Genomic DNA, 26017 nt, shown 5'->3' on the forward strand with positions numbered 1-26017 from the left:
AGGCCCCGCCCTCCTCACGGAGGGGCGGGGCCTGCGGCGTTCCCCGGGCCCCCGCCGCGCGGAACCGGATCTTCCCGCCGTACGTCTGAGCTGCCATGCGGGGGACATACGACATTCTGATCAGAAGATTCCTGACGGCCCTCGTCGCGCTGCTCGCGCTCCAGGCCGGCTCGCTCGTCGCACCGGCGTACGCCTGCGGCTGCGGCGCGATGGTCCCGGACGCGTCGCGGCGGATCGGCGTGGACCGCGAGGAGTCGGCCGTCCGCTGGGACGGGCGCACCGAGACGATCGTGATGCGCTTCCGCGTGCACGGGGACGCCGAGCGGGCGGCCTGGATCATGCCGGTGCCGAGCCGGGCCGACGTCTCCCTCGGCGACCCGGAGCTGTTCGACCAGATCGACCGGCTCACCGCGCCCGAGCGGCGCGACCGCTTCCACTTCTGGCCGCGCGAGGACGACTGGCCGTTCGACACCGGTTACGGGGACGGGGCCGGGGCGATGCCCGGCGCGGGTACCGGCGTCGGTGTCGTGGGCCGCGAGCGTCTCGGGCCCTTCGACGTGGCCCGGCTGACCGCCACCGACCCGGACGCACTCGGCGACTGGCTCCGTACGAACGGCTTCGACCTGCCCGAACGGCTCACCGGCGCGCTCCGGCCGTACGTCGAGCGGAAGTGGGAGTACGTCGCGGTCCGCCTCGCGCCCGAGGAGGAGGGCGCCGTCCTGCGGGGCGAGCTGACCCCGCTGCGAATCGCCTTCGCCTCGCCCGAGCTGGTCTACCCGATGCGGCTGTCGCGGCTCGCGAAGACCCCGCAGACCCTCGGCCTGGCCGTCCTGGCCGACCACCGGATGGAGCCCCGCTCCGCCATCGGCGGCGACCGGCCCGAGGTGACCTTCGCGGGGCGGATCGAGCGGCCGGAGGGCGCGGTGGCCGCGCTCGCGGGCGACCGGCCGGTGCACCTGACCGTCCTGGAGCAGAAGTTCCCGAACCCGGAGCGGATCGACGGCGACCACCACCTGGAGCGGGTCGCCGACACCCCGTACCGCGAAGTGGTGTACACCGACCGGTTGCTGACCGTCGCCGGGATCCCCGCCTGGCTCCTGACGGTGGGCGGCGCGCTGCTGCTCACGGCGGTCGCGGTGATCCTGGCCGTCCGGGCGTCGCGCCGCCGCCGGGCCCCCGTCGCGGGTGTACGTTCGGCCGCATGACCAATCCTCAATGGACGGACGTCGACCGCTACTTCACCGAACTGCTCGCCCCGGGCGACGAGGCGCTGTCCGCCGCGCTCACCGCCTCGACGGCGGCCGGCCTGCCGGAGATCGCCGTCGCCCCCAACCAGGGCAAGCTGCTCCACCTCCTCGCCCGGGTGCAGGGAGCGCGGAACATCCTGGAGATCGGCACCCTCGGCGGCTACAGCACGATCTGGCTGGCCCGCGCGCTGCCCTCCGACGGGCGCCTGATCACCCTGGAGTACGACCCGGCCCACGCCGACGTCGCCCGCTCCAACATCGCCCGCGCCGGGCTGGACGAGGTCGTGGAGGTCCGCACGGGCGCGGCCCTGGACAGCCTGCCGAAGCTGGAGGCGGAGGGCGCGGGCCCGTTCGACCTGGTCTTCGTCGACGCGGACAAGGTCAACAACCCGCGCTATGTGGAGTGGGCCCTGAAGCTCTCCCGGCCGGGCACGGTGATCGTGGTCGACAACGTGGTGCGGGGCGGCAAGGTCGCCACCGAGCACCCGGACGACCCGGCGGTCACCGGCACCCGCGAGATGTTCGACCTGGTCGCCCGCGAACCGCGCCTGGACGCGACCGCGTTCCAGACGGTCGGCACGAAGGGCTACGACGGGCTGCTGGTCGCGCGCGTGGTCGACTAGGCACCGGGCGGCCGGGCGTCGAGCGGCCGGACACCGAGAGGCTGGGCGTCCGGCGGCGCGCTCGACCGCCATCCGGCGAAGAGCGGCAGTTCCCCTTCGGCGTCGAGGACGACGACGCCGAAGGGCCGGTCGAAGGCGATCCGCTCCACCGTCCCCGGCCGGGGCACGGCCCCGCTGCGGGCCATCCTGACCTGGGTGACGGCCGCCGCCTCGACGCCCTCCTCGGCGACCTCGACCACCGCCTCCTGCACCACGTCCTCGATGAAGAGGGGGTCCCCGGAGAGGCCGGAGAAGTCGGCCCCGGGGCGCAGGGCCAGGTCGAGGCCGAGCGCCGTCAGGTGCGGGTGCGCCCCGGTCCTCGTACGGAGGGTGAAGCGCGGCAGCAGGAGCTCGGCCGCGTCGGCGGCGAGCCGCTTGCGGTCCCCGGGCCCGGCCCAGGCGGCGGGCAGCACCTCGCCCGGCCCGGCCCCTTCCGCGCCGAGCACGAACCGCACCAGGGCGGCCCCCTCCCCCGCGCAGGGCAGCTCCACGACGGTGGTCCCGTCGACGTACCGGACCGACGCGGCGGGGATCCGCCGCCGCATGGTCGGTACGGGCCGGGTGTCGCCGTGTCCGTCGGTGAAGGGTTCGTCGCGGGTGAGGTGCCGGGGGAAGGCGATCGCCCAGGAGGCCTTCAGGGCGAGGGCGTTGAGCAGGACGAGCTCCTCGGAGCCGTCGAGGTCGAGCGGCAGCCGGTCGATCCGCCCGCCGGTGGCCTCCCGCACCCACGCGTCGAGCGCGTCCTGGGCGCCCGCGCCCAACTCCCCGAACCGCACGCCGGGCAGCCCCCGCCGGTACTCCTCGCGGACCGGCACCCGGGCCCACACCCCGGTGGCCACCGCGATCCCGTCCGCTCCGGCGAGCCGCCGCCCGACCCCGGTCACGGCCCCGGCGGCCGCCTCCCCCTCGATCCCGAGCAGCTCGTACAGCTCCCCGGCGGTCCGCCCGCGCGCCCCGGCCGCGACGGCCCCGAGCGCCAGCCACAGCCCGACCGGCGAGACGACGAAGTCCCCGTCCCCGAGCCGGGGCAGCCAGCGCGCGGCCAGGGTCCGTACCGTGTCCGCCGGGAGGGCGGGAGGAGTGCGGGTCATATCCTTCCCCTCATGAGCATCGTGAAGATCAACGTCCTGACCGTGCCGGCCGAGCAGCGCGAGGTGCTGGAGCAGCGGTTCGCCTCGCGGGCCGGGGCCGTGGAGGGGTCCGACGGGTTCGAGTGGTTCGAGCTGCTGCGGCCCCTGGAGGGCACCGACCAGTATCTGGTGTACACCCGCTGGCGCAGCGAGGAGGACTTCCAGAACTGGATGAACGGTTCCATGCGGGCCGCCCACCAGGGTGGCGGCGAGGGCGGGGGCGAGCGGCCGAAGCCCGCCGCTTCCGGGTCCACCCTGTGGTCGTTCGAGGTCGTCCAGCAGGCGGCCCCCAAGGGCTGAGTCCGGAAAACCCGGCTGCGCCGACGGTCGCGCGCGTCCCACAATGGCGCGCGTGACCTGGATCTTCTCTCCCGAGCGCGTCGACACCCCGGACGCCACCGCCCTGCGCCGCGACTACTACGACGAGGTCGCGAGCCGGTACTGGAAGCGGCCCGCGACGGCGGCCGAGATCGACGAGGGGCTGGCGGACGACGGGGCCGAGCTGCTCGCCCCGCCGACCGGGGACTTCCGGGTCGCCCGGTTCGGGGGCGAGCCGGCCGGGTGCGGCGGGGTGCTCCTCCTCGGGGAGGACCGGGCCGAGCTGACCCGGGTCTATCTGCGGCCCGCGTTCCGGGGCCGGGGCGGCGCCGGGGCCCTCCTGGCGGAACTGGAGGACGCGGCCCGCGCGCTCGGCGCCCGCCGGACGGTCCTCAACACGCGCCTGGACCTGATCGAGGCGCGGAGCCTGTACGTGCGGCACGGGTACGCGGAGATACCGGCGTACTGCACCGGCCCGTACATGGAGATCTGGTACGGCAAGGAGCTGTTTCCGGCCGCGACGGCGTGAAGGCCCCGGCCGGCTGTGATGGGGAAGGCGTGCGGGGAGGGGGCGGCGCGGCGCGTACGCGCGTCCTCACGCGTGGTGGTCGCGGGGCGGTTCCGACGTGCGGGGGCGTTCCGCGTCCGAGCCGCTCAGTTCGGCCGTCAGCTCCTCCACGAGTTTCACCAGGTCGGTGGGCCGTTCGGGTCCCCACCAGTCGCCGAGGAGTTCGGCGAGCGAGTCCTCCCGCGCCTTGGCGAGCAGGGTGGAGACCCGTACGCCCTCCTCGGTGAGGATCAGCTGGAGGCCCTCGCGGGTGACCAGGCGCCGTTCCTCCACCTGCCGGGAGGCCTCCGTGATCGCCCGCAGCGGTACGGGGGTGCTCTCGGCGAGCCGGGCGGGCTCCACGGTGCCGTGCCGGCGGATGCGCAGCAGCAGCCAGCTCGCGGCGGGCAGCAGGTCGAGCCCGGCGCGCTCGGTGATCTTCACGTAGACCGCCTTGCGCCCCTCGCGGGAGCCGAGGACGGACAGGGCGCGGGCGCACTCGTCGTACGAGGAGCGCTCGACCGGGTTGGAGGCGAGGGTCTGCGTGGTGTCGGGCGCGGTGACCGAGGTGCGGAGCCGGTCCTCCTTGAGGAACCAGGCGACGACGAAGGCGACGAGGACGACGGGCGACGCGTACAGGAAGACGTCGGTGATGGACGTGGAGTACGCGTGGAGCACGGAGGGGCGCAGCTCGGGCGGGAGCTGGGCGACGGCGCGCGGGTCGGCGGCGACCTCCCCGGGGCCGACGCCGGGCGGGAGACCGGGGCCCGCGGCGGCGAAGACGTCCTCCAGCTCGGAGGTGAGCCGGTTGGTGAAGATCGTGCCGAAGACGGCGACGCCGAAGGACGCGCCGATGGAGCGGAAGAAGGTGGCCCCGGAGGTGGCGACGCCCAGGTCCTCGTAGGAGACGGCGTTCTGCACGACGAGGACGAGGACCTGCATGACCAGGCCGAGTCCGGCGCCGAAGACGAAGAAGTACGCGCTCATCTCCCAGGTGGAGCTGGTCTCCGTCAGGCGGTGGAGGAGGAGCAGGCCGATCGCGGTGAGGGCGGTGCCGGCGATGGGGAAGACCTTCCAGCGGCCGGTGCGGCTGACGATCTGGCCGGAGGCGGTGGAGGTGAGCAGCAGGCCGAGGACCATGGGCAGCATGTGGACGCCGGACATGGTCGGGGTGACGCCCTGCACCACCTGGAGGAAGGTCGGCAGGTAGGTCATCGCGCCGAACATCGCGAAGCCGACGACGAAGCTGATGACCGAGACGAGGGTGAAGGTCCGGCTCCGGAACAGCTTGAGCGGCAGCACGGGCTCGGCCGCCCGCCCCTCGACGTACACGAACCAGACGAGGAGGACGGCCCCGAGCACGGCGAGGCCGATGATCTGCGGCGATCCCCAGGCCCAGGTGGTGCCGCCGAGGGAGGCGACGAGGACCAGGCAGGTGGCGACCGAGGCGATGAGGAAGGTGCCGAGGTAGTCGATGGTGTGCTTCGTGGAGCGGACCGGGATGTGGAGGACGGCGGCGATCACGAAGAGGGCGACGATCCCGATCGGCAGGTTGATGTAGAAGACCCAGCGCCAGGTGAGGTGCTCGGTGAAGAGGCCGCCGAGGAGGGGGCCGAGGACGCTGGTGGCGCCGAAGACGGCACCGAAGAGACCCTGGTACTTGCCGCGCTCCCGGGGTGGCACGAGGTCGCCGACGATCGCCATGGACAGGACCATGAGCCCGCCGCCGCCGAGGCCCTGGAGGGCGCGGAAGCCGATGAGCTGCGGCATGTTCTGGGCGATGCCGCAGAGGGCGGAGCCGATGAGGAAGATGACGATGGCGGCCTGGAAGAGCTTCTTGCGCCCGTACTGGTCGCCGAGCTTGCCCCAGAGGGGGGTGGCGGCGGTGGACGCCAGCATGTAGGCGGTGACCACCCAGGAGAGGTGTTCCATGCCGCCGAGCTCGCTGACGATGGTCGGCAGGGCGGTGGAGACGATGGTCTGGTCGAGCGCGGCGAGCAGCATGCCGAGCAGCAGCGCGCCGATCGCGACGAGGACGGTGCTGTGGCGCTGCCCGTCCCCGGGCGCGGGGGCGCCGCCGGGCGGGGACGGGCGTAGGTCCTGGGCCATGGGCGTCTCCTCGGCGGGTCGGGGGCCTGTCGGGCGGCTCTTCTCCTCGGGCAGCCTCTCCATCCTGATCCGAATGTCCGGTTATGGCCTGCGGAGGGGCACGTCTGTTCCCCCACTGGAAGGGGGTGGGCTGCATAATCGCTCGCAGTTGTATCGGGGAGGGGACCCATCATGACCGGACACGTCTGTCCTGAATGCGGTGTACACAGACCTGGCTGCGCCTGCGCCCGGGCGGAACTGGCGGCGGCCGAGGACTTCGATCCGCTGCGGATCCGTCCGTACGTGACGCTGGACGCGCCGAAGGAGGCGGGGGCCCACGGAGCGGGGTCCTACGCGTACGGGACGGGGGCGGGTACGTACGGTGCGGGCGCGCACGGCGCGGGGGGCGCCGACGCGGATCCGCCGACCGCCCGGCCGGCGGCGGTCCGCCCGGAGGAGTACCCGTACGGCACCGGGGGCGACCCCTCCGAGACGATGCCGCTGCTGCTGCGCGGGGTCGGCGAGGTGCCGCCCCCGCCCGGCGGGGGCCGGCCCCGGGGCCGCAGGCGCGGAGCCGCGATCGCGGCGGCGGCCGTCGCGGTGGCGGGGACGGCGGCCCTGGCGGCGACCGCCCTCGGCGGCGCGGACCGGCCGGACGACCGGGCGGCCGTGCCCGAGGTGACGACGAGCGCGTCCCTGAACCCGGCCGTCTCGGAGGAGCCGTCCCCCTCCTCGGGGAGCCCCGGGCCGACGTCGTCGTCCCCGGCACCGCGACGGACGTCCGCGTCGCCCTCCGCGTCCCCCTCCGCCTCGGCCTCCCCCTCCGCCTCGGCCTCCGGCGCGACGGCGAGTCCCGGCGCGTCGAGCGGTTCGGCCGCCCCTCCCTCCGTCACGACCTCGGCGTCCCCGACGACCGCGCCGTCGGCGACGAGCGCGACGCCCTCGCGGGGCCCGGAGGAGACGGAGGAGCCCGAGCGGGAGGCCGTCACCCTCAGCTACGGCGACCGGGGGCCCGAGGTGGAGGACCTCCAGTGGCGGCTGCGGGCCGCCTGGGTCTACTTCGGCCCCGTCGACGGCCGCTACGGCAACAAGGTCCGGGAGGCCGTGCGCGAGTTCCAGCGCTGGCGGTCGATCCAGGGCGATCCGATGGGCGTGTACGGGCCGAGCACGCGCGAGGTGCTGGAGCGGGAGCAGCCGGGGATCTGACGGGCGGCGGCCTCGGTCCCGGTCCGGCCTCGGGCCGGCGCCGTGCCAGGTCCGGGTCCGGGTCGGGGTCCGGGTCCGGGTCCGGGTCCGGGTCGGAGTCCAAGTCCAGGATGCGGACACGGAACGGGCCGGTTGGCCAAGACCGCCCCCGGTTTTGTATCGTTGAAAAACAAAGTGGCCCCGCCCGCACTCCCTGACCGGTGGGCGGGTCCGCCTTGTTCTCCGCGCCCTCCCCCCACCCCTCCGGAGAGCGCCGCCCCCTCTGGAGACCCGATGCACGCCACCACCCCGGCAACGCTCACCGCCCGCGCCCTCCTCCTCGACATGGACGGCACCCTCGTCAACTCGGACGCCGTCGTCGAGCGCTGCTGGCGCCGCTGGGCCGAGCGGCAGGGACTGGACGGGGACGCCGTGCTCCAGGTGGTCCACGGCCGCCAGGGGTACGCGACGATGGCCGTACTCCTCCCGGACCGCCCGATGGAGCAGAACCACGCCGACAACCGGGTCATGCTCGCCGAGGAGACCGCCGACCTCGACGGGGTCGTGCCCGTCCCCGGCGCCCCCGCCTTCATGGCCGCGATCGCGGGCCTGCCGCACGCTCTGGTGACCTCGGCGGACGAGGCCCTCGCCCAGGCGCGCATGGGCGCGGCGGAGCTGCGCGTGCCGGAGACCCGGATCACGGCCGAGTGCGTCGGGGCCAGCAAGCCGGACCCGGAGGGCTTCCTGAAGGGCGCGGCGGCGCTGGGCTTCGCCCCGGCGGACTGCGTGGTCTTCGAGGACTCCGAGGCCGGCATCCAGGCGGGCCGCGCGGCCGGCATGCGCGTCGTGGGCGTGGGCCCGCGCGCGGCGGCCTTCGCGCCCGACGCGTACGTGCCCGACCTGACCCACCTGCGGGTCGAGGCGGCGCCGGACGGCACGATCACGCTGACGGCCACCGCTCCGTAACGCCCCCTCCCCCACCCACAGCCCCCGCTCGCGCGCGGCCGGACCCTCCGGCCGCGCGCGAACGCGTTCCGGGACGCCCACGCCTGCCACCCATCGCGCCGGCCCGCCACCGCACCCGCCGATGCCCGGACGCCCGGACGCATCGCCGGCCCGGACGCGTCGCCGGCCCGGACGCGTCGCCGGCCCGGACGCGTCGGCAGCCCGTACACACCGGCAGCCCGGACACATCGCCGGCCCGGACCCGCGTACGCGCCCCCGGCTCACCACCCCCGCGCACGCCGCGCCCCGCACCACCGGGCGTTCCGCCCCGGCAACCCCCGGCCGCCGAGCGGAATCTGACGCTCCGCCAGAAAACGCACACCCCTTGATGTGACGTGCCCATGTCGTCACGCTGTTACCTGGCGCACCCCGTACGGAAACCTGGCGCCGCCACGATGACCGGGCCACCGCCCGGCGCCCCACGGGGACGGCACCCGCCGAGTTCCCCCCGCATCAAGGGAGTTCACATGCCCGTCCGCAATGTCTACGCGCGTCGACTCGCCGTGCTCACCACCTCTGCGGCCCTCACCGTCACCGGCCTCCTCGCCACCGCGCCGGCCGCCCAGGCCACCATGCCCACCCCGGTCAGCGCCGCGACCGCGCGCACCTACCTGGCCGCCCTCACGGTGAAGGCGGAAGGTTCCACCTCGGGTTACAGCCGGGACCTCTTCCCGCACTGGATCACCCAGTCCGGCGCCTGCAACACGCGCGAGACCGTCCTCAAGCGGGACGGCAAGAACGTCGTCACGGACTCCAGCTGTGCCGCCACCAGCGGCAGTTGGTACTCCGAGTACGACGGCGCCACCTGGACCGCCGCCTCCGACGTCGACATCGACCACATGGTCCCGCTCGCCGAGGCCTGGCGCTCCGGCGCCAACTCCTGGACCACCGCCCAGCGCCAGTCCTTCGCCAACGACCTGACCCGGCCGCAGCTCATAGCCGTCACGGACAACGTCAACCAGGCCAAGGGCGACCTCGACCCGGCGAAGTGGATGCCCTCGCGCACGGCCTACCGCTGCACGTACGTCAGGGCCTGGGTGCACGTGAAGTACCACTGGAAGCTCAGCGTCGACTCCGCCGAGAAGAGCGCCCTCCAGTCCGTCCTCAACGGCTGCTGACGGCACGGCACCTGAAGAAACGTCACAGCGGGATCGCCGGGAAGTGAACACGACCACACACTTCCCGGCGGCTCGATGTTGAACTTGCAAGTACTAGTGAGGCAACCCTAACCTACGGACTCATCGGTTCCGTCCCCCACCTCGTTCGCCGACGGACGAGGCCAGACCGAAGGAGTCCCCACGCATGAGCAAGACCAGCAATCCCGGCAATCCCGGCACGTCCGACGAGCCGGCCGTCACGGCCGCCGACACGGGCAAGGGCGCGGGCGCGAACAAGGGCGCCGGCGCCGGCGCCGAGGGAGCGGCCGGCCTCACGGCCCGCCTGGACCAGGCCCAGCCGTACGCGCTCGGTCTCTTCCGCATAGTCGCCGGCCTCCTCTTCGCCTGCCACGGCGCCGCCTCGCTCTTCGGCGTCCTCGGCGGGTCCAAGGGCGGCGGCACGGTCGACATGGGCACCTGGCCCGGCTGGTACGCGGCGGTGATCCAGCTCGTCGCGGGCGGCCTGGTCCTGCTGGGCCTCGGCACGCGCAGCGCCGCCTTCCTCGCCTCGGGCTCGATGGCGTACGCGTACTTCAAGGTCCACCAGCCCGAGGGCCTCTTCCCGCTGCAGAACGGCGGCGAGCTCTCGGCCCTGTTCTGCTGGGTCTTCCTGCTGCTCGTCTTCACCGGCCCGGGCGCGCTGGCCCTGGACCGGCTCTTCGGAACCGGGACCCGCGACGGCGCCGACGCGACGGCGCGCGAGGGGAAGGCCGCGGAGCACGGGGAGCGCGAGGAGCAGGGCACGCCGGTCACGGCCTGACCCCGGGTTTCCGGGCCGCGGCCACGACCCGGCCGCGGCCCGCACCCCGCCCCCGGGCCGTACCCCCGGCCTCGGGACCGAAAGACGCACAGGACCGGGAGACTTACACCTCCCGGCGCCCTACCGGACGGGGCCGGTATCCACAGCGCGGATACCGGCCTTTTCCCGTGCGCGGCGCATGTTAGGTACGGACCTTAGAACGGACGATTCCCTTCAGTTTCCCGCACGTCCGAACACCGACACCGCTCCGGTCGCGCGCGGGACGGCGGCGCCGGACATCCGCTTGAGCCACCGGCACCCGTCCGGCACCCGCTCTGCGGCGGGCCCCCGATCCCGCGTAGGCTCTGCCCCTGTGAATCTGCTCGACAGCCTGGGCTCGCTGCGGTCGCTCACCGCCGGTCCATGGATCTACCCGGTGGTGGCGACGTCGATCCTGCTCGACGTCTTCCTGCCCGTACTGCCGAGCGGCTTCCTGGTGATCACCGCGGCCACGGCGGCGACCGCCGCGACGGCCACCGCGGCCTCCCCCGACGTCCCGTCGCTCCTCGCCCTGCTCCTCTGCGCGGCCACGGCCTCGGTGCTCGGCGACTTCCTCGCGTACCGCCTGGCGCGCCGGGGCGGGGCCAGGCTGGACCGGGCGATAGCGCGCTCACGGCGCCTCTCCCTGGCGCAGGAACGTCTCGGCACCGCGCTCGCCCGGGGCGGCGGACTGCTCGTCGTCCTCGCGCGGTTCGCGCCGGCGGGCCGCTCCGTGGTCTCCCTCGGCGCGGGCGCGGCGAAGCGCCGGAGCAAGGAGTTCCTGCCGTGGTCGGCCCTCGCGGGCGTGACCTGGGCGTCGTACAGCGTGGGGCTCGGCTGGCTGGGCGGTCAGTGGCTGGGCGCGACCTGGTTCAGCGCGGGGGTGTCGACCCTCGCGCTCTTCCTCGCGGGCGGGCTCGCCGCGTATCTCATACGGCGTCCGGCCGCGGCTCCGGCGCCCGCTTCCTGACCGTCCCGCCCGTCCCGACCGTCCTGGCCCCGCGCACCTCCAGGCCGTCGAGGAGTCTCGCGGTGGCCTCGGCGATCTCGTCCACGGCCCGCTCGAAGACCTCGCGGTTGTGGGCGGCGGGGGCGCGGAAGCCCGAGATCTTGCGGACGTACTGGAGGGCGGCGGCGCGGATGTCGTCCTCGGTCGCCTCCTCGGGCAGTACGGGCGGGCGGAGCGTCTTGATGCTGCGGCACATGCCTCCAGTGTGGCGCGCGCCACCGACAACCGCGCCGCCCGCACGACCGGCCCCGGCATCCCGGCGGACCGTACAACCGGCCCCGGCGGCGCTCCTACACCCCGACGCCACCGACACCGCCGAGCCCGCGTCTGCTCCGTGCGTTGATCTCGGCCGTACGGGCCCGCAGCTCGTGCAGGGGCGTGGCGAGCTGGACGTCGACGGGCTCGGCGTCCCACTCGGTGCCGCCGTGGACGGCGCGGATGCGGAAGCGCCCGGAGACGCTGTCCACATAGAAACCGACCCGCCCGGTGGCGGTGTCACGGACGAGGTCACCGACCTCGGGCAGTGGCTGCACGCGTCCCCTCCGTCCCGGAACCTGAAGCATGGGGACACTCAGGGAAGCGCGGCGACCCGGCTCTGTCAACGTATCTCTAGAGATGTCCCCCGATGGATGGATCGACCGGTCGGGACGGCGTACACGTGTGCTTCCGCGCCGAGGGGTGCGCCGTAGGGTGTCCCGCAGATGAAGGGAGTGGTCCACCCGTGACTGACCAGGACAGCGCTCGACGGCCCAAGTACCAGCGGATCGCTGACGAGTTGAGGGACGCGATCCGGTCGGGCGACTTCGCGCCGGGTGACCGGCTCCCCGGCGAGAACGACCTCATGGCGACCTACGAGGTGGCGCGGATGACGGCCCGGCAGGCCCTCTCCGTGCTGCGGACCGAGGGACTCGCCGAGGCGCGCAAGGGTGCCGGGGTGTTCGTCCGCGTCTTCCGTCCGCTGCGCCGCCGGGGCATCCCGCGCCTGGCGGGCGAGCACTGGGGCGGCGGCCGGTCGGTCTGGTCGGCGGACGTGGAGGACCGGGACCTGGTGGTCGACCGGATCGAGGTGGGCGAGGCGGAGGCCGGCGCCCGGGTCGCGGAGGCGCTCGACCTGCCGCCGGGCGCGCCCGTCTGCGTCCGGAGCCGCCGGTTCGTCCTGGACGACAGGCCGGTACTGCTCTCCGTCTCGTACCTCCCGGCCGACCTGGTGCGCGGGACGCGGATCGCAGAACGGGACACGGGGCCGGGCGGCACGTACGCGCGCCTGGCGGAGCTGGGCCGGCGGCCGGTGCGGTTCCGGGAGGAGATCCGCTGCCGGATGCCGACGGCGGAGGAGTCGGAGCGGCTGGCCCTGGAGCTCGGGACGCCGGTGGTCCTCATCGACCGCACGGCCTTCACGGAGACGGGGACGGCGGTGGAGCTGAACGAGATGACGCTGGACTCGTCGTCGTACGTCCTGGAGTACGACTTCGGCGCCTAGGGCGTGTCCGGCGCGCGGCCCGCGTCACGCGCCCGGCCGCGCGGGCGCCTCGATCCATTCCCCCCGGCCCGCCCCGGGGACGAACCGCAGCCCGGGGTCGGCGTGGGCGATCTCCCCGGGGTACTCGGCGGCGGCGAGGGCGAGGGCTTCGGCCGGTTCCGTACCGGGCCCCACGTGGGTGAGGACGAGGCGGCGAGCCCGGGCCCCGGCGGCGCTCCGCCCGGCCTGCGCGGCCGAGTGGTGCCCGGGACCGTCCCCGTCGGCCTCGCAGAGGAACAGGTCGCAGTCGCGGGCGAGTTCGACGAGGTAAGGACAGGGCTCGCAGTCCCCGGAGTAGACGAGCGAGCACCCCCGGCCGTCCTCGACGCGCAGGGCGAAGGCGGGCGGGCCGCCGTGCTCGACGGCCCGGGAGCGGAGGGTGAGCCCGCCGATCCGGGTGACGTGCCCGTCGTACAGCTCCTCCACGGCGAAGGCCTTCTCGACGGGGCTGCGGACAGGCCCGTTGGTGAGGAAGCCGGCGAGGCGGTCGGCGGTGCCGGGCGGGCCGAGGAGCGGGAGGGGCAGGGGGAGGTCGAGGTCGGCGTACAGCAAGGCGTAGTACGCGGTGAGGAGGTCGGCGCTGTGGTCGGCGTGCAGGTGGGAGAGCCACACGGCGTCGACCTCGCCGAGCGCGACGTACCGCTGGAGCTCCGCGAGGGTGCCGGTCCCGGCGTCGACCCACACTCGTGCGCCGCCGCCCTCGACCAGGAAGCCGGAACAGGCGTTGCCGGGGCGGGGGTAGGGGGTGGCGGACCCGAGGACGGTGATGCGCAGGGCGTCGCTGGCCATGCGGCAAGCCTAGGGGGTGCCCGACCCCGGAACGGCCTTACCGGCAACGCCTGTTCCGGCCCGAGCGCCCTCCCCGCCCCCGGCACTCCCCCCACCCCTGGCTCCCTCCCCGTCCCTGGCGTCCTCCCCGCTCCTGGCGCTCTCCACCTTCACGCTCTCGGTCCGGACGCTCTCCACGAGCACGCTCTCGGTGCGGGCGGCGGGAACCCCGGCCTGCACGTCGGAGTTGACCTGTCCTCCGAGCGTCATGACGTTCAGGGTGGCCGCGTTCTCGTTGGCGATGGCCTTCTCGACCCGGGCGACCAGCACGGTGAACGCCTCCCGCTTCGACAGGCCGCGGTAGGGCCCCACCTTCGTCTCGAAGTAGACGCGCTCGTGCCCGAGGAGCTGCTCGGTCGAGCGGTAGTTCTTCCACTGTTCGCGGTACCGGTAGACGCTCTCCAGCGACACCGCGGCGACGACGACCACGCTCAGGACCGTGGCCGTGATCCGTGCGAAGCCCAGGTCCAGGTTGACGAACACCGGCACGAGCGCCCCGCCGACGACGGACACGGTCCGCATCCGCAGGTGCATCGCCTTCATGTGGGTCGCCTTGGCGTCGTACCACCCCTGGTACTGCTCGACGCGCGTCTCGATGTACCGCTGCGGCGTCATCTCGCCGCCCTGCGCGCCCTGTTCGGGCGCGTCCCCCACCTCAGCCATGCGGGGAGTAGACCCGCGCCCCGAGGTCTCCGTCAACTCCGGTCCCGTTCCCCCGGTCTCCACCGCGAGGCGCGTCCGTCCGGGTGTCGTAGTAGCGACGACGGGCAACAGGAGAAGAAAAGTGATCAAGCTCCGACCTCGAACAACTCCACCTCGACCGCAAAAGTCCCCGGATCGATCACGGTCCGAGGTCTTCGCCCACGGATCCGACCGCTCGTCCCGCGCTCCCTAGGATGGACAGCCCGCAAGAAAGGAACCGACCGCGGATGCGCCCCCAGCGATTCAGCGACTTCGTCGTCGACATCGTGAAGAACAGCCCGACCGCCGACGGCGTGCGGACCCTCGCCGAGTCCGGCGACACCAAGCACCCCTTCGGCGTGGTCATCACGGTGGGCACGGCCGAGAGCCGGTGGCAGTTCACCGGCCAGCTGCCCGAGGGCGCCAAGCACGAGGGCTTCCTCGACGAACCGGTCACGGGCACCCCCGTCCCCGCCGGTGAGCCGCCCCGGAAGACCGACTCCCCCGAGGCCTGGCTCGCCGCCGCCCTCGCCCAGGCCGCCTCCCCGGAGATCGCGTCCGTCGAACGCTGGTCCACCCAGCCCGAGGCGGTCTCCCAGACCGGCCTGACCGTCACCTTCCACAACGGCGCCCGCGTCTTCGCCAGAACCTTCTGATCCGCTTCGACGACGCCCGCCCGCCCCGGCTGTCCGGGGTGATCGCTCCGTTACGCGCGGAAGGGCAACCCCCGACCCGACCGGGAGGTCATCCGGTCGTGATCAGTCGTCTCGCGCGCACGGCCGCGCTCCCCCTCGCCCTCCTCCTGGTCACCGCCTGCGACGGCGGAGGCGAGAAGGACGCGCAACCGAAGGCCGAACCCACCCGGCACCCGGTCTTCGACCAGCCCCTCGACCGCCAGGTCTTCCTGGCCCTGCGCGAGACGCAGAAGGCGGGCAGCGCGAGCTTCACGCAGACGGTCTCCTTCGGGTCCGCGAAGGGCACGGCCGTGCAGACGCTGAGCGGCAGGCTGGACTTCGCGAAGGGGGCGGGCGAGGCGGGCGTGAAGTGGCAGGTGCCGGAGAAGTACTCCGCCGAGGTGCGGAAGACGCTCCTCGGCACCACTCCCGGCAGGGCGCCGGGCACGGCCTCCACCGGCTTCCTCGTCGACCGGCAGCGGATCCACTACCGCGCCGCCTCCTCGGGCTACTGGCTCCGGTACGACGCCGCCGACACCCTCGCCACGGGAGACGGCACCGACCCGATCGGCCACCTGCGGGGCTCCGAGAGCCCGGTCGGCGGCACCCTCCTGGAGGGCGTGGGCGGCGCGGACGCGAAGGCGCGGCAGGACGGGCCCGCGGAGGGCCGTACGTACCGGGCGGAGATGCCCTTCTCGACGGGGTGGACGATGTTCCCCGCCGACCTCCGCAAGGAGTTGGCGGCCGAGATGGGCACCAACGCCCTCCAGGCCGGCTTCCCCCTGACCGTGTCCGTGGACCGGGAGGGCAGGATCACCCACGGCCGGGCGGACCTGTCGCGGCTCCTGCGGAAGAGCGGCGCCCTCGCCGACGTGACCTCGCTGACGATGGACCTCACGCTCACCGGGTTCGGCGCGTCGAAGCCGACCGCGGCCCCCACGGGGAACGTCCGCAAGGCCGCCGATGCCGTGCTGCCCATGCGCGACGTGAAGAGCGGCGGCTGCGTCGACTTCGACAGCGGTCGGCGCGCGGCGCACGTGGTCGTGGACGTCCCCTGTTCCGGACCGTACGACGCCCGTGTCTTCACCCAGATCCCGCTGCGCCCGGGCGCGACGCCGGCGGAGACCCAGGAACGGGCCGACATCGCCTGCGCGGTCGCCCGCGACATGGCCGGCCCGGCATGGCTGCCGAAGTCTCCGGAAATCTGGGCCTGGTGGACACCGGCCCGCGTCTCGGGCCCGGGCGGCAAGGACCTGGTGACCTGCTACCTGACCACGAAGCGGGGCGACTCCTGACGGCACCGGGGCCTCTGCGATGGTGGGCGCGGACGGTTTCGAACCGCCGACATCTGCTTTGTGGGCCCGGCGCGCATCCGCCCGCTCCTTCACCGGCCGCGAGCAGCCGCGCCTTCCGGCGGATCGGTGACCCGCAGGGCGGTCACCGGGTAGCCCGCGAAGCCCTCCCGACTGTTGCCTCAAGCCTCCTGCGGACGCCGATGTGCGCAGTCGGTGACGCCAGGGACCTGATGGGCCTCTCGAGCGGTCACTAATCTGTTCGCATGATCCCGAACGAAGACCGCCGGTTCCCCGCTGCGCTCGCCGCTGCCATGGCGATCCGGCTCGACCGCATAGGCGAGGACCGCGTCGACTTCGAACCCTACGAGTCCTTCCTGGCTGCCGACGAGACGACGGACTGGCTCCGTGCGTGGACAGGGAACAACGACCTGACCGGCGATGACTTCCGCGTCTTCGGCCAGGACGGAACCGGCGGATACGCAGCCTTCTGGCTCGTCCGTCCCCGCCGGGACCTGGCGGAGCAGCCCGTTGTCTTCATGGGGTCCGAAGGGGAGACTGCCGTCGTCGCCCGCGACCTGAGCGCCTTCCTGTGGCTGCTGGCTGACGGCTTCGGCCCGTGGGAAGCGGCCGCCTTCCACGAGCCCGACTGGGCTCCCCAGGCCGACGAGGACCTGGCGGCCATCGCGGAGAAGTACGCCCCCGGCCGGCGGGCATCGGCCCAGACGATCACCGCGGAAGCCACACGGGAGTTTCCCGACTTCGACGACATCATCATGGGACTGTGCCGCTAGGGCGTGTCCGGAGGATCACGCTTCGAGGTCGAGGGTCCGGAGGTCGTAGAGATAGGAGCGGTCGTCTTTGAAGCTTCGCCAGACGGTGGCCGGGGGTTCGGGTTCGTCGGCGTGGCTGTCGAGGGGATGGGCGGTGACGAGGCCGCCGGCGATCTCGCAGTGCCAGCCGTCGGTCGGCGACCATACACACCACACGTTCCCGTCCGTCCGGCGGTAGGCGGGACGGCCGTTGCGCTCGCCGTCGCGTTCGAAGCGGTGGCGGAGCCCGTCGACGTGGCGCACGAAGGTGAAGGATGCGAGTGCCGTCATACCTTCGGCACTGTACGGGACGACGCTGCCGGCGGCTGGGCGGTTCCGAGCGTGACCGGGTGACCGGAGCCGGATCGCGGCGATGCTGACGGGGCCGTGGAAGACAGAGGCCCTCCGGCCGGGGCGGGCGGCGACAGCCGGGGGTTCTTGAGCCGGTTGATCGTGTGCTCGACCTCGCACGGCGCACCGTCGCCGTGCGGCGTGCCCTGGCCGAGGCACGGACGGACAAGGCCCAGGTCCCCGGTTCAGTACCGGTGACCTGGGCCTTTGTCGTGCTACCTGCTGGTGGGCGCGGACGGTTTCGAACCGCCGACATCTGCTTTGTAAGAGCAGCGCTCTACCCCTGAGCTACGCACCCGTGGAAGAGGCAACAGCCTACATGGCCCGTGGGTGGGTGCCGCAAACCGATACGGCCGAGGGGCGGGGGGTAGCCCCACCTCAGGGACGGTGGGTCGCCGGATCGTGACCGGGGGTGTGCGGGCCGTAGCTTCGGGGGGTCGTCGTGTTTCTTCTGGGGGTTGGTCGTGGGTCGTCGGAGTCGGGTGCTGGTCGCGTGCGGTGGGGTTCTCGTCGGGCTGCTCGGGGTCGTCGGGTGCGGGACCGCCGACGCCGAGGGGGCGCCCGTGGAGAGGAAGAGCTTCGATCTGGAGGGGAGCGCGCTCACCGTCGACTCCGACCATTCACGGCTGGTGATCACGCCCGCCGACATCGACGAGGTGCGGGTCGAGCGGCAGGTCGACGGATGGGTGTTCATGGGATCCGGGCCCGAGGCCAGCTGGAAGCTGGTCGACGGGCGGCTGACGCTGCGGGTCGAGTGCGACGCCGTCGCCTCGAACTGCGCGGCCGTGCACCGGATCCAGGTGCCCCGGAAGGTCGCCGTCGCCGTCGAGAGCGACAACGGCGACGTGACGGCCGAGGGGCTCGCCACGCCCCTGAAGGTGCGGACCGACAACGGGGACGTGCGGGTGCGGAAGGCCGGCGCGGCGCTCGATCTCGGCAGCACCAACGGGGACGTCGTCGTGGACGCCGGCACCACGTCGGCCGACCTGGCCGTACGGACCGACAACGGGGACGTCCGGCTCGCCCTCGGAGCCGTACCCCGGAACGTCGAGATCGCCACCGACAACGGCGACGTCACCGCGGAGCTGCCGAAGGCCGAGTACGCCGTGGCCGGGAGCAGTGGGAACGGGGACGTGCGGATCGACGTCCCCCGGCGGGACGGGAGCGGGAACGCGGTGCGCGCGCGGAGCGAGAACGGGGACGTCACCGTTCGTACGGTGAACTGACCGGCCCGTGTGTTCGTCCCTACCGGGTGGGAGAATGGTCCCGGACCGGGCACGGCGGACACAGCACGGGGAGAGGCACGTGGCGGCGAGCAAGACGAGGAGCGCGTCGGCGCCCGGGATTCCTTCCGCGTTCCGGCTGGCGCTCCTGCTGCCGCTGGTGGCGGGAGCGGTACTTCCCGGGGCCTTCGCCGGGGGCGGGACCCGACGCTGGTTCGGGGGCCGGGGCGAGGGCCAGCGGGCCGAGGCGCAGGCCGCCAAGGACGCCGCCGCGGCCGCGTTCTACGAGCTCGACACCGCCCAGCGCGGGCTGCGGATCTCGATGGAGACCATCACGGCCGTCGACAGCTCCCCCGAGGCGCGCGACGTCGTCGCCGGCTTCGAGGCGCTCGGGCGCCGCATCGACCAGGTCAGCCACGTGTACATCACCGCCGTCGACGCCCACGACCTCGACCGCGACGAGCTGGACGCCGCCACCGCCTCCCGGGCCCGCACCGAGCTCACCCGCGCCAAGGACGAGCTGGACCGGGTCAAGGGCGAGCTGGACCGGTTCGAGGCCGGGCTCGCCCCCCTCCTCGGGCGTGCCGAGACCCAGCTCGCCCGGCTCGCGCCCGCCGTCGAGCGCGCCCGGCAGGCCCTGCGCGGCGCGAGCGACGCCCTCGACGCCGCACGGGAGGGCGGGCTGCGCGCCGACGACCTCGCGCTGCGGCTCGCCCGGCTCGGGCCCGAGCTGACCCGGCTCAACGAGGGCGCGGGCCGGCACGGCGTCCCCGAGACCCTCCAGCGGGCCGACCGGGTGCTGCGGGACGCCGAGGCCGTACGGACGGAGGCCGAGCGGCTGCCCGAGCGCGCCGCCGAGATCGACCGGCGGCTCGTCTCCCTGCGTACCCGCACCGAGGCGCTGACCACCCGTACCGAGGGCGTCGAGCCCGTCCTCTCCGAGCTGCGGCGGCGCTTCTCCGCCGCCTGCTGGCAGGACCTCCAGCACGTGCCCGAGCAGGCCGCCGCGAGCCTCGGGCAGGCCGGGGAGCGGCTCGCCGAGGCCGGGCGGGCACGGGCCGAGCAGCGCTGGCCCGACGCCACCTCGCTGCTCTCCACCGTCCGCGCCCTCCTCGACGCGACCGACGAGGCCGTCTCGGCCGCCGGCGACCGGCTGCGCCGTCTGGAGGCCGTCGCGAAGGACCCGAACGCCGAGGTCGACCGCGCCCGGTTCGCCGTACGGGACGCCCAGCGGCTCGCCATGGACGGGCGGACCACCCCCGACCCGCGGCACGCCGCGCCCCTCGACCAGGCCGTCGCGCGCATCGACCGGGCGGTCGCCTCCCTGGAGGGGCGGCACCCCGACTACTGGCACTTCCTGACCGAGCTGGAGGACGTCCGCGCCACCGCCGCCCGGGTCGTCGGGCAGATCCGGGAGGAGCGGGGAGGCGGCGCCGGTCACTGACCGACCGGGCGGCCGGATTCGCCGGGGCCGCCTCCAGGGCCTGTCCGGCGGATCGGCGGTCGCGGCCCCGGCCCTGATCCGCCGGGCAGCCTCTAACCTGTCCCCATGCCTCGTTACGAATACCGCTGCCGCACCTGCGGCGACACCTTCGAACTCAGTCGGCCCATGGCCGAGTCCTCCGACCCGGCCGCCTGCCCCGCCGGGCACGGCGACACCGTGAAGCTGCTCTCGGCCGTGGCCGTCGGCGGAACCGGCACCGCCGCCCCCGCGCAGAGCGGCGGAGGCGGCGGTTGCTGCGGTGGGGGCTGCTGCGGCTGATCCCCCAGAAAGGGGTCAGCCCGCGGCCGCCGCGCGGAAGCGGCGCAGGATCTCCTCCCCCGCCGCGACCCCCCGCTCCGCGAGGACGTCGAGGTGGGGGGCGGTCCAGTCGCTGTCGGCCAGTTCGCCGTGGCCCGGGCGCCAGGCCCGGTCCGCGGCGAGCAGCAGGTCGGCGTCGAGCAGGGAGTCCCCGGCGGCCAGGGTGAGCCCGGCGCCGGTGCGGCGGGCGAGTTCGCGGACGGCCGCGCTCTTGGTGAGCGGCTTCGGCACCGCGTACACCTTGCGGCCCTGGAGCGAGACGGTCCAGCCGCGCTCCCCCGCCCAGTGGCCGAAGCGTCCCAGCCACTCCTCGGGGAGCCGTTCGCGCTCGACCACCAGGTAGGCGAAGAGGTCCTCGGCCACCCGGTGCTTGCGCACCCAGGACAGGTCCGTGGTGGCGGTCAGATAGGCGCGGATCTCGGAGAGCGGCGCGCACTCGCCGGCGATCCGGTCGAGGACGGAGGCGTGCCAGTCCGGGTCGGAGACGCCGTCGACGAGGATGTGCCCGCCGTTGGCGCAGATCGCGTACTTCGGCTCGGTGCCGGGGAGTTGGATGCGCTGGTACTGCTTGCGCGTCCGTGTCGTGGTGGGCACGAAGACCGTCTCGTCGGACAGTCGGGCCAGGAGGGCGGCGGCGTCCTCGGTCATGTAGGAGAGCGGCTTGGACTCGTGGACCTCGACGCAGAGCAGCCGGGGTGCGAGCGCGTCGGGCATGCCGAGGGCGAGGGCCGCGGACGAGTAGATGAGGGTGCGGTCGAGGTCGCTGGCGACCAGGACCGGGGCCGAGGTGCGGACCGGGGCCGGGGGCGCGGCCTGGACCTGCGCCTCGGCCGGGGCCCGCACCGGAGCCGGGGTCGGGGGCCGGGTCGGGGCCGGGGGCTGGATCGGATGCGTGCCCGTCGTCGTACTCACCGGGACACCACCGCCTTGCCGTCGGCGCCCGTCGCACCCCTGGTGTACTCGGGGTGGATCAGTCCCACGCAGCTGTACGGGAGGCCGTCGACCTCCTCGACCGGGACGCCGCGCTGCTCGGCGAGCAGCCGCACGTGCGCGAGGTCCGCGCCGGCGCCGCGCTTGGCGAGGATCTTCCAGGGGACGCGGCGGAGCAGGACGCGGGTGGTCTCGCCGACGCCCGGCTTGACCAGGTTGACGTCGTGGATGCCGTACTCCTCGCTGATCCGCTCCACGGCCGCCCAGCCCTCCCAGGTGGGGGCGCGGTCGGCGGTCAGGAGCTCCTTGACGTCCGTGTCGACGGTCGCGGCGACCTCCTCGAAGCGGGCGGCGACGGCGTCCAGGAAGGCCCCGGAGACGTCGGAGCCGGCCAGCTCGCGGTAGAACTTGGCGCCGTGGAAGTCGTCCGGTCCGACCAGGTCGGAGCGGAGCACGGTCCGGGAGATCAGGCCGGAGACCGTGGAGTTGAGGCAGGCGGAGGGGATGAGGAAGTCCTCGCGCGTGCCGTAGGTGCGGACGCAGGAACCGGGGTCGGCGAGGACCGCGATGTCCGGGTCGAAGCCGTCGAAGTCCTTCAGGGCCTCGGCGAGTTCGCGGGTGATGGCGCCCTTGCCGGTCCAGCCGTCGACGAAGACGACGTCGGCGGGGTCGTGGTGGGCGGCGAGCCAGCGCAGCGCGTTGGCGTCGATGCCCCGGCCGCGCACGATCGAGACGGCGTAGTGCGGCAGGTCGAGGCCGTGGCGGGCCCGGGCCCAGCGGCGCATGAGGACGCCGACGGGGGTGCCGGCGCGGGCGAGCGAGACGAGCACGGGGGTGCCGGGGCGCTCGGCGAGGACGGTCTCGGTGACGGTGCCGACCGCGCGGGCGATCCGGGCGGCGGAGGCCTCCAGGGCGGCGTGGAAGAGCTCCTGGTAGCGCTCGCTGGGCTGGTACTCGACGGGCAGCGACTCCGCGTAGTGGGCGCCGCCGCTCTGGATGGCCTCCTCGCGCTCCTCGGTGGGGGCTTCGAGTTCGACGTCCGAGAGGTCCTGGAGCAGCCAGCCGACCTCTTCGGGTGCGTAGGAGGAGAAGGCGGGGCCGCGGAGGGGCTCGGGCAGCATGGAGCTCCTTTCGGGAGCTTCGGTGGCGTCGGGAACTTCGGTGACGGTGTCGTCGGCGGTGGCTTCGTCGGCTCCGCTGTTCTCGACGGTTCGCGTGGTCCCGGCGGTTCCGGGGGTGTACGGGGCGGCTTCGGGCGCGCGGGAGGGCACGTACGAGGGGACGACCGCGAGCACCACGTGCGGCACGTGCTCCCCGAGCCGGGCCAGGAGGCCGCCCGGGGCGTGCAGGGCCGGGGTGTCGGCGGCGGAGTCGACCACGAGGACGACGGCGTCGAAGCCCCCGCCCGCCACGTTGTAGGCGTAGCGCTCGCCGGGGCCGTCGGCCGGGTCGTCGTGGGCGGGGAAGACGAGCCGGGTGCGGATCGCGTAGCCGGGGTCGTCCACGGCGAGGACGGGCGAGCGGGTGGTGGTGGAGTAGCGGACGTCGTGCCCGGCCTCCTCCAGGGCGGTGCCGAGGCGCAGCGGGGCGTACATCAGCTCCTCGAAGCCGAGGACGAGAACGCGGCCGGTGCCGGGACGGCTCCGCAGCGCCTCCCCCACCCCGGCCGCCAGGGACGGCAGGGCCGCCTCCAGGCGTTCCCGGTGCTCCGGCGTGAAGCCGTGGCGGCCGCCGTCGGGCAGGTCCCGGGGCCAGTCGAGGACGGCCCGTACGAAGGCGGAGGCCAGGGGTACGGTCTCCGGCTCCCGTATCGCCCCGTGGCGCGCCTCGTGCTCCGCCACGAGGGCCCGGCCCTTCTCCAGGACCCCTTCCGGGAGGCGCACGGTGCCGGCCGCGCGGGCGACCAGGTCGACGCGGGCACCGATCTCCTCCGCGAAGGCGTCCAGGCGGTCGCGGTCGGCGGCCGCGCGCATGTCCACGAGGGCGACGACGACGTACCGCTCGCGCGGGTGGCGTTCGTGCAGGTCGCGGATGGTGTTGAGGACGGTGTTGCCGGTGGAGAACTCGTCGTCCACCAACACCAGGGGGCCGTCGCCGGCGAGCAGCTTCGGGTCCTCGGGTAGCAGCAGGTGCGAGGTGGCGTGGGAGTGGGACTCCTCGAAGCCGCCCGCGGGGGCGACGCCGGGCACCGGGCGCCGGGTGGAGTGGAGGTACGGGGCGAGGGCGAGGCCGTCGGCGACGGCGTGGCCCAGGGCGGTGGCGGTCTCCGCGTAGCCGAGGACGACGGCGCGGGCGGCCTCCTCGTCGCCGAGGAGCGCCCGTACGCGCCGGCCGAGGTCGAGCCCCGCGCCGTACACCACCGAGGGGCGCTGGGGCACGTGCTTGCCGAGCACGCCGGAGACGAGCAGGTGCGCGCGCTTGGGGTTGCGGCGCAGTGCGAGGCCCAACAGGGCGGGCAGCTCCTCGTCGCCGATCAGTTCGACGCCCAGTCGCTCCGCGACCCACGTTCCGGTCCACACCACGTCGTCGACGTCCCTTCGTCAGCCGGCCAGTCCGGCGGTGAGCAGCTCCACGAAGCCGACGTCCTCCTTGGCGACGCCGAAGACCTCGGCGCGCAGCAGGATGCGTTCGGCCCACGCGCGGTGCGGCTTCACTTCGTTCATCTTGTTCGTGTACGCGGAGCGGAGCACCCCGCCGCCGCCCCGTTCGGGCCGCAGGATGTCCTGGGCGTCGCTCCACTCCTCGTGGCTGACCACGGAGAGCGCGTGCACCGGCAGCACGTGGGTGGGGTGGATGCAGGTCTTGCCGAGCAGGCCGTTGGCCCGGTCGAGTTCGATCTCGCGCAGCAGGCCGTCGAGGTCGTGCTCGATGAGGGCGGTGCGCAGGTCCTCGGCGCGGCCCTCCAGGAAGGGGCTGCGGCGCAGCTGGGGCTTGAACATGCGCTCGCCGGGGCGGAAGTACTCCCAGACGGGGCCGGTGATGGTGAAGCCGGTGCCGTCGGCGCGGCCGAGGACGTTGACGACGTCGGAGATGACGTGGGCGACGACCTTGACGTCGTAGGCGGTCATCTCGGGCGAGCGGCGGAGTCCGTAGGCGGAGCAGAAGTCGGTGACGCCGAGGCGCAGGGCGAGGACGTGGTCGCGGTACTTGTCGGTGATCGAGGCGATGCCGGCGAGGGTCTCGACCCGGGTCTCCAGGTGGAGGAGCTCGGGGGACTCCAGGACGGGCATGGCGAAGAGGCGCCTGCCGCTGGTCCGCTCGGCCTCGACGAGCGCTTCGAGGAAGGCGCGGCCGCGGTGCTCGGTGAATTTGGGCAGTACGAATCCGGACAGCAGGTGAATCGTTTCGCCGAGGCGGTCGACCAGATCGGTGATCTGGTCGGGCTCCCGGACCCGGATGAAGAGCAGGGGGACGTCCGTCCCGCCGGCGGCGAGCTCCGCGAACTCCCGGACGAGGTTGTCCTCGCCGGCCTCGACGTCGGCGTCGCCGATGGAGTCCTCCAGGCAGAGCACCATGGAGACCACGCCGCGGGCGGCCTGCTTGCGCACGGCGTCGGCGAGCCGGGGCCGGGTGGCCGGGCTGTAGAGGGTGGCGCCCAGGGCCGCGGCGAGCGTGCGGGCGGGCGATCCGGCCGTGAACTCGACCGGCTCCCGGTGGAACAGTCCGGCCCGCTTCACGGACGGGATGTGCCCGAAATGACGCATATGAGTATCCCGTCTGCCTCTCTGTGTCCCGACGACACGTGGCCGGTAATAGTACGTAGATGCGGGTGACCCCGGTTCCCCCAGCGTATGAAATCCAGGTAACCCGTTCGCGTCCGTCGGTCTCGTCCCGGTCTCGGTGCCGCCCCCGCGTTGTCCGCGGGTCGGCCGGGAGGGCAGGATTGCGGTCATGACGCACGCGATGCTGAAGGGCTCCAACGTCCCTCTCGACACCGCGGCCGTACGGGCCGTGCTCCGCTGGACCCCGGGCCCCGGGGTCCCCGACGTGGACGCCTCGGCCCTGCTGCTCGGGCCCTCCGGGCGCGTGCGGTCCGACGAGGACTTCGTCTTCTACAACCAGCCGCGCCACCCCTCGGGGCTCGTGCGGCGGCTGCCGAAGAAGCGGGACGCCGCGGGCCTGACGGACACCGTCGAGGCCGACCTCGGCCACCTCGACGCCTCGGTCGACCGGGTGGTCGTCGCCGCCTCCTCCGACGGCGGCACCTTCCGCTCCGTCTCCGACCTGCGGATCCTGCTGTACGACGCCACGGGGCCCGAGCGCGAGCCGCTGGCCCTGTTCGAGGTGACGGCGGAGACCGGCGAGGAGACGGCGGTCATCTGCGGCGAGCTGTACCGGCGCGGGGACGGCTGGAAGTTCCGCGCGGTGGGGCAGGGCTATCCGACGGGCCTCGTCGGCCTCGCCACCGACTTCGGCATCTCGGTCGACGAGGACGCCCAGGAGGAGGCCCAGGGGGGCCGTGACGGCCTCCCCGGGGGCCCGGACGCCCCTCCGGCCCCTCCGGCCCCGGAGGGCGCCCACGAGGGGGCCCCGGGCCCCGACCCGGACGCGACCGCCGTGGTCCCCCCGCCCGTGCCGCCGCAGCCCGCGGTGCCGCCCCGGCCGGACCGGGCGCCCGCCTACGGCTACCCTCAGCAGCCCGTGAACGTCCCGGCCCCCGCGTACGGCTATCCGCAGCCGGTGGGCGCCCCCGAGCAGCACCCGTCCCCGGACTTCCGGATGCCGCCGATGGGTCCCCAGTTCGTCACGTCCTGAGGCGGCCCGGGCGGGCACGGCGCCC

27 protein-coding genes and 1 tRNA gene are annotated in these 26017 nt (G+C 74.0%); 17 read left to right on the forward strand and 11 right to left on the reverse strand.

Features of this window, described 5'->3' with window-relative positions; all coding sequences use genetic code 11:
- Positions 1-95 precede the first annotated feature (95 nt).
- Together CP977_RS10570 and CP977_RS10575 are read left to right on the forward strand one after the other, a co-directional pair.
- A complete protein-coding gene (locus tag CP977_RS10570) occupies positions 96-1205 on the forward strand; it encodes a DUF2330 domain-containing protein (protein ID WP_152369979.1) in 1110 nt (369 codons plus the stop codon).
- Positions 1202-1870, forward strand: coding sequence for an O-methyltransferase (locus CP977_RS10575; protein WP_062756062.1), 669 nt, complete (start codon positions 1202-1204; stop codon positions 1868-1870). Before CP977_RS10570 ends, CP977_RS10575 begins: the two co-directional genes overlap by 4 nt.
- On the opposite strand, the gene CP977_RS10580 is transcribed toward CP977_RS10575, so the two are convergent.
- A complete protein-coding gene (locus CP977_RS10580) occupies positions 1867-3000 on the reverse strand; it encodes a serpin family protein (protein ID WP_109185846.1) in 1134 nt (377 codons plus the stop codon). The genes CP977_RS10575 and CP977_RS10580 overlap by 4 nt on opposite strands.
- Before the next feature lie 12 nt (positions 3001-3012).
- On the opposite strand from CP977_RS10580, the gene CP977_RS10585 reads away from it, so the two are divergent.
- Together CP977_RS10585 and CP977_RS10590 are read left to right on the forward strand one after the other, a co-directional pair.
- Positions 3013-3339, forward strand: coding sequence for an antibiotic biosynthesis monooxygenase family protein (locus CP977_RS10585; protein WP_030208427.1), 327 nt, complete (start codon positions 3013-3015; stop codon positions 3337-3339).
- A 43-nt stretch (positions 3340-3382) separates the two neighbouring features.
- Positions 3383-3886, forward strand: coding sequence for a GNAT family N-acetyltransferase (locus CP977_RS10590; RefSeq protein ID WP_109185847.1), 504 nt, complete (start codon positions 3383-3385; stop codon positions 3884-3886).
- 66 nt (positions 3887-3952) lie between these two features.
- Here the strand turns inward: CP977_RS10590 and CP977_RS10595 are convergent, their stop codons facing one another.
- Complete coding sequence (locus CP977_RS10595; RefSeq protein WP_062756056.1) at positions 3953-6013, reverse strand: MDR family MFS transporter; 2061 nt, start codon at positions 6011-6013, stop codon at positions 3953-3955.
- Positions 6014-6184: 171 nt separating this feature from the next.
- Here CP977_RS10595 and CP977_RS10600 point away from each other — a divergent pair, with 171 nt between their 5' ends.
- The 5 genes from CP977_RS10600 to CP977_RS10620 all read left to right on the forward strand — a co-directional run bounded on the left by CP977_RS10600 (position 6185) and on the right by CP977_RS10620 (position 11087).
- A complete protein-coding gene (locus tag CP977_RS10600; protein ID WP_063915179.1) occupies positions 6185-7198 on the forward strand; it encodes a peptidoglycan-binding domain-containing protein in 1014 nt (337 codons plus the stop codon).
- 273 nt (positions 7199-7471) lie between these two features.
- Positions 7472-8143, forward strand: a complete 672-nt coding sequence (locus tag CP977_RS10605) for an HAD-IA family hydrolase (RefSeq protein WP_062756050.1) — start codon at positions 7472-7474, stop codon at positions 8141-8143.
- Positions 8144-8649: 506 nt separating this feature from the next.
- Positions 8650-9300 carry an HNH endonuclease family protein gene (locus tag CP977_RS10610; protein ID WP_152369980.1) on the forward strand — a complete coding sequence of 217 codons (651 nt, stop codon included), beginning with the start codon at positions 8650-8652 and terminating at the stop codon, positions 9298-9300.
- Between the two features lie 322 nt (positions 9301-9622).
- Positions 9623-10099 (forward strand): DoxX family protein, encoded by a 477-nt coding sequence (locus CP977_RS10615; protein ID WP_062757114.1) that lies wholly within the window; start codon positions 9623-9625, stop codon positions 10097-10099.
- A 358-nt stretch (positions 10100-10457) separates the two neighbouring features.
- Entirely contained in the window at positions 10458-11087 is a 630-nt protein-coding gene (locus CP977_RS10620) for a DedA family protein (protein WP_062757113.1), read from the forward strand.
- Here the strand turns inward: CP977_RS10620 and CP977_RS10625 are convergent.
- Complete coding sequence (locus CP977_RS10625) at positions 11047-11322, reverse strand: DUF2277 domain-containing protein (protein ID WP_062756046.1); 276 nt, start codon at positions 11320-11322, stop codon at positions 11047-11049. The two genes, CP977_RS10620 and CP977_RS10625, sit on opposite strands and share 41 nt — an antisense overlap.
- A gap of 94 nt (positions 11323-11416) precedes the next feature.
- Entirely contained in the window at positions 11417-11659 is a 243-nt protein-coding gene (locus CP977_RS10630) for a hypothetical protein (protein ID WP_062756044.1), read from the reverse strand.
- A 188-nt stretch (positions 11660-11847) separates the two neighbouring features.
- On the opposite strand from CP977_RS10630, the gene CP977_RS10635 reads away from it, so the two are divergent.
- Positions 11848-12606, forward strand: a complete 759-nt coding sequence (locus tag CP977_RS10635) for a GntR family transcriptional regulator (protein WP_062756042.1) — start codon at positions 11848-11850, stop codon at positions 12604-12606.
- A 24-nt stretch (positions 12607-12630) separates the two neighbouring features.
- On the opposite strand, the gene CP977_RS10640 is transcribed toward CP977_RS10635, so the two are convergent.
- Together CP977_RS10640 and CP977_RS34785 are read right to left on the reverse strand one after the other, a co-directional pair.
- On the reverse strand, positions 12631-13434 hold the full coding sequence (locus CP977_RS10640; protein ID WP_109185851.1) for an MBL fold metallo-hydrolase: 804 nt from the start codon (positions 13432-13434) through the stop codon (positions 12631-12633).
- Positions 13435-13443: 9 nt separating this feature from the next.
- Positions 13444-14136: a DUF4231 domain-containing protein gene (locus CP977_RS34785; RefSeq protein WP_229991670.1), complete on the reverse strand. Its 693-nt coding sequence runs from the start codon at positions 14134-14136 to the stop codon at positions 13444-13446.
- A 266-nt stretch (positions 14137-14402) separates the two neighbouring features.
- Here CP977_RS34785 and CP977_RS10650 point away from each other — a divergent pair, with 266 nt between their 5' ends.
- From CP977_RS10650 to CP977_RS10660, 3 genes are all read left to right on the forward strand, one after another.
- Positions 14403-14810: a hypothetical protein gene (locus CP977_RS10650; protein WP_062756040.1), complete on the forward strand. Its 408-nt coding sequence runs from the start codon at positions 14403-14405 to the stop codon at positions 14808-14810.
- A gap of 98 nt (positions 14811-14908) precedes the next feature.
- The gene (locus CP977_RS10655; RefSeq protein ID WP_152369982.1) at positions 14909-16123 is read left to right on the forward strand and encodes a hypothetical protein; all 1215 of its coding nucleotides are present in this window, start codon (positions 14909-14911) and stop codon (positions 16121-16123) included.
- Between the two features lie 263 nt (positions 16124-16386).
- A complete protein-coding gene (locus tag CP977_RS10660; RefSeq protein ID WP_152369983.1) occupies positions 16387-16914 on the forward strand; it encodes an SMI1/KNR4 family protein in 528 nt (175 codons plus the stop codon).
- Positions 16915-16929: 15 nt separating this feature from the next.
- Here the strand turns inward: CP977_RS10660 and CP977_RS10665 are convergent, their stop codons facing one another.
- Entirely contained in the window at positions 16930-17223 is a 294-nt protein-coding gene (locus CP977_RS10665) for a hypothetical protein (protein WP_062756034.1), read from the reverse strand.
- A 283-nt stretch (positions 17224-17506) separates the two neighbouring features.
- A tRNA-Val gene (locus CP977_RS10670) sits at positions 17507-17581 on the reverse strand.
- Positions 17582-17846: 265 nt separating this feature from the next.
- Between CP977_RS10670 and CP977_RS10675 the strand changes: the two genes are divergently transcribed.
- The 3 genes from CP977_RS10675 (at position 17847) to CP977_RS10685 (ending at position 20268) form a co-directional block, all read left to right on the forward strand.
- Positions 17847-18509, forward strand: coding sequence for a DUF4097 family beta strand repeat-containing protein (locus CP977_RS10675; protein ID WP_229991669.1), 663 nt, complete (start codon positions 17847-17849; stop codon positions 18507-18509).
- A 79-nt stretch (positions 18510-18588) separates the two neighbouring features.
- Positions 18589-19950 carry a hypothetical protein gene (locus CP977_RS10680; protein WP_372460759.1) on the forward strand — a complete coding sequence of 454 codons (1362 nt, stop codon included), beginning with the start codon at positions 18589-18591 and terminating at the stop codon, positions 19948-19950.
- A gap of 105 nt (positions 19951-20055) precedes the next feature.
- Entirely contained in the window at positions 20056-20268 is a 213-nt protein-coding gene (locus tag CP977_RS10685; RefSeq protein ID WP_062756028.1) for an FmdB family zinc ribbon protein, read from the forward strand.
- Between the two features lie 15 nt (positions 20269-20283).
- Here CP977_RS10685 and CP977_RS10690 read toward each other — a convergent pair whose 3' ends face one another.
- From CP977_RS10690 to CP977_RS10705, 3 genes are all read right to left on the reverse strand, one after another.
- Positions 20284-21081 (reverse strand): HAD family hydrolase, encoded by a 798-nt coding sequence (locus CP977_RS10690; RefSeq protein WP_062757112.1) that lies wholly within the window; start codon positions 21079-21081, stop codon positions 20284-20286.
- Between the two features lie 134 nt (positions 21082-21215).
- Positions 21216-23759 carry a phosphoribosyltransferase gene (locus CP977_RS10700; protein WP_152369985.1) on the reverse strand — a complete coding sequence of 848 codons (2544 nt, stop codon included), beginning with the start codon at positions 23757-23759 and terminating at the stop codon, positions 21216-21218.
- An 18-nt stretch (positions 23760-23777) separates the two neighbouring features.
- The gene (locus CP977_RS10705; RefSeq protein WP_062756023.1) at positions 23778-24941 is read right to left on the reverse strand and encodes an HpcH/HpaI aldolase/citrate lyase family protein; all 1164 of its coding nucleotides are present in this window, start codon (positions 24939-24941) and stop codon (positions 23778-23780) included.
- 178 nt (positions 24942-25119) lie between these two features.
- Here CP977_RS10705 and CP977_RS10710 point away from each other — a divergent pair, with 178 nt between their 5' ends.
- Entirely contained in the window at positions 25120-25992 is an 873-nt protein-coding gene (locus CP977_RS10710; protein WP_152371546.1) for a TerD family protein, read from the forward strand.
- Positions 25993-26017 lie beyond the last annotated feature (25 nt).

Origin of the sequence: Streptomyces cinereoruber (genome assembly GCF_009299385.1) — a bacterium.
GTDB classification, from domain to species: Bacteria; Actinomycetota; Actinomycetes; order Streptomycetales; family Streptomycetaceae; genus Streptomyces; species Streptomyces bikiniensis.

Coding starts and splice junctions, on each gene's coding strand:
- CP977_RS10570 (WP_152369979.1), top strand. CDS start 96: ATGCGGGGGACATACGACATTCTGATCAGAAGATTCCTGACGGCCCTC.
- CP977_RS10575 (WP_062756062.1), top strand. CDS start 1,202: ATGACCAATCCTCAATGGACGGACGTCGACCGCTACTTCACCGAACTG.
- CP977_RS10580 (WP_109185846.1), bottom strand. CDS start 3,000: ATGACCCGCACTCCTCCCGCCCTCCCGGCGGACACGGTACGGACCCTG.
- CP977_RS10585 (WP_030208427.1), top strand. CDS start 3,013: ATGAGCATCGTGAAGATCAACGTCCTGACCGTGCCGGCCGAGCAGCGC.
- CP977_RS10590 (WP_109185847.1), top strand. CDS start 3,383: ATGGCGCGCGTGACCTGGATCTTCTCTCCCGAGCGCGTCGACACCCCG.
- CP977_RS10595 (WP_062756056.1), bottom strand. CDS start 6,013: ATGGCCCAGGACCTACGCCCGTCCCCGCCCGGCGGCGCCCCCGCGCCC.
- CP977_RS10600 (WP_063915179.1), top strand. CDS start 6,185: ATGACCGGACACGTCTGTCCTGAATGCGGTGTACACAGACCTGGCTGC.
- CP977_RS10605 (WP_062756050.1), top strand. CDS start 7,472: ATGCACGCCACCACCCCGGCAACGCTCACCGCCCGCGCCCTCCTCCTC.
- CP977_RS10610 (WP_152369980.1), top strand. CDS start 8,650: ATGCCCGTCCGCAATGTCTACGCGCGTCGACTCGCCGTGCTCACCACC.
- CP977_RS10625 (WP_062756046.1), bottom strand. CDS start 11,322: ATGTGCCGCAGCATCAAGACGCTCCGCCCGCCCGTACTGCCCGAGGAG.
- CP977_RS10640 (WP_109185851.1), bottom strand. CDS start 13,434: ATGGCCAGCGACGCCCTGCGCATCACCGTCCTCGGGTCCGCCACCCCC.
- CP977_RS34785 (WP_229991670.1), bottom strand. CDS start 14,136: ATGGCTGAGGTGGGGGACGCGCCCGAACAGGGCGCGCAGGGCGGCGAG.
- CP977_RS10650 (WP_062756040.1), top strand. CDS start 14,403: ATGCGCCCCCAGCGATTCAGCGACTTCGTCGTCGACATCGTGAAGAAC.
- CP977_RS10660 (WP_152369983.1), top strand. CDS start 16,387: ATGATCCCGAACGAAGACCGCCGGTTCCCCGCTGCGCTCGCCGCTGCC.
- CP977_RS10665 (WP_062756034.1), bottom strand. CDS start 17,223: ATGACGGCACTCGCATCCTTCACCTTCGTGCGCCACGTCGACGGGCTC.
- CP977_RS10685 (WP_062756028.1), top strand. CDS start 20,056: ATGCCTCGTTACGAATACCGCTGCCGCACCTGCGGCGACACCTTCGAA.
- CP977_RS10705 (WP_062756023.1), bottom strand. CDS start 24,941: ATGCGTCATTTCGGGCACATCCCGTCCGTGAAGCGGGCCGGACTGTTC.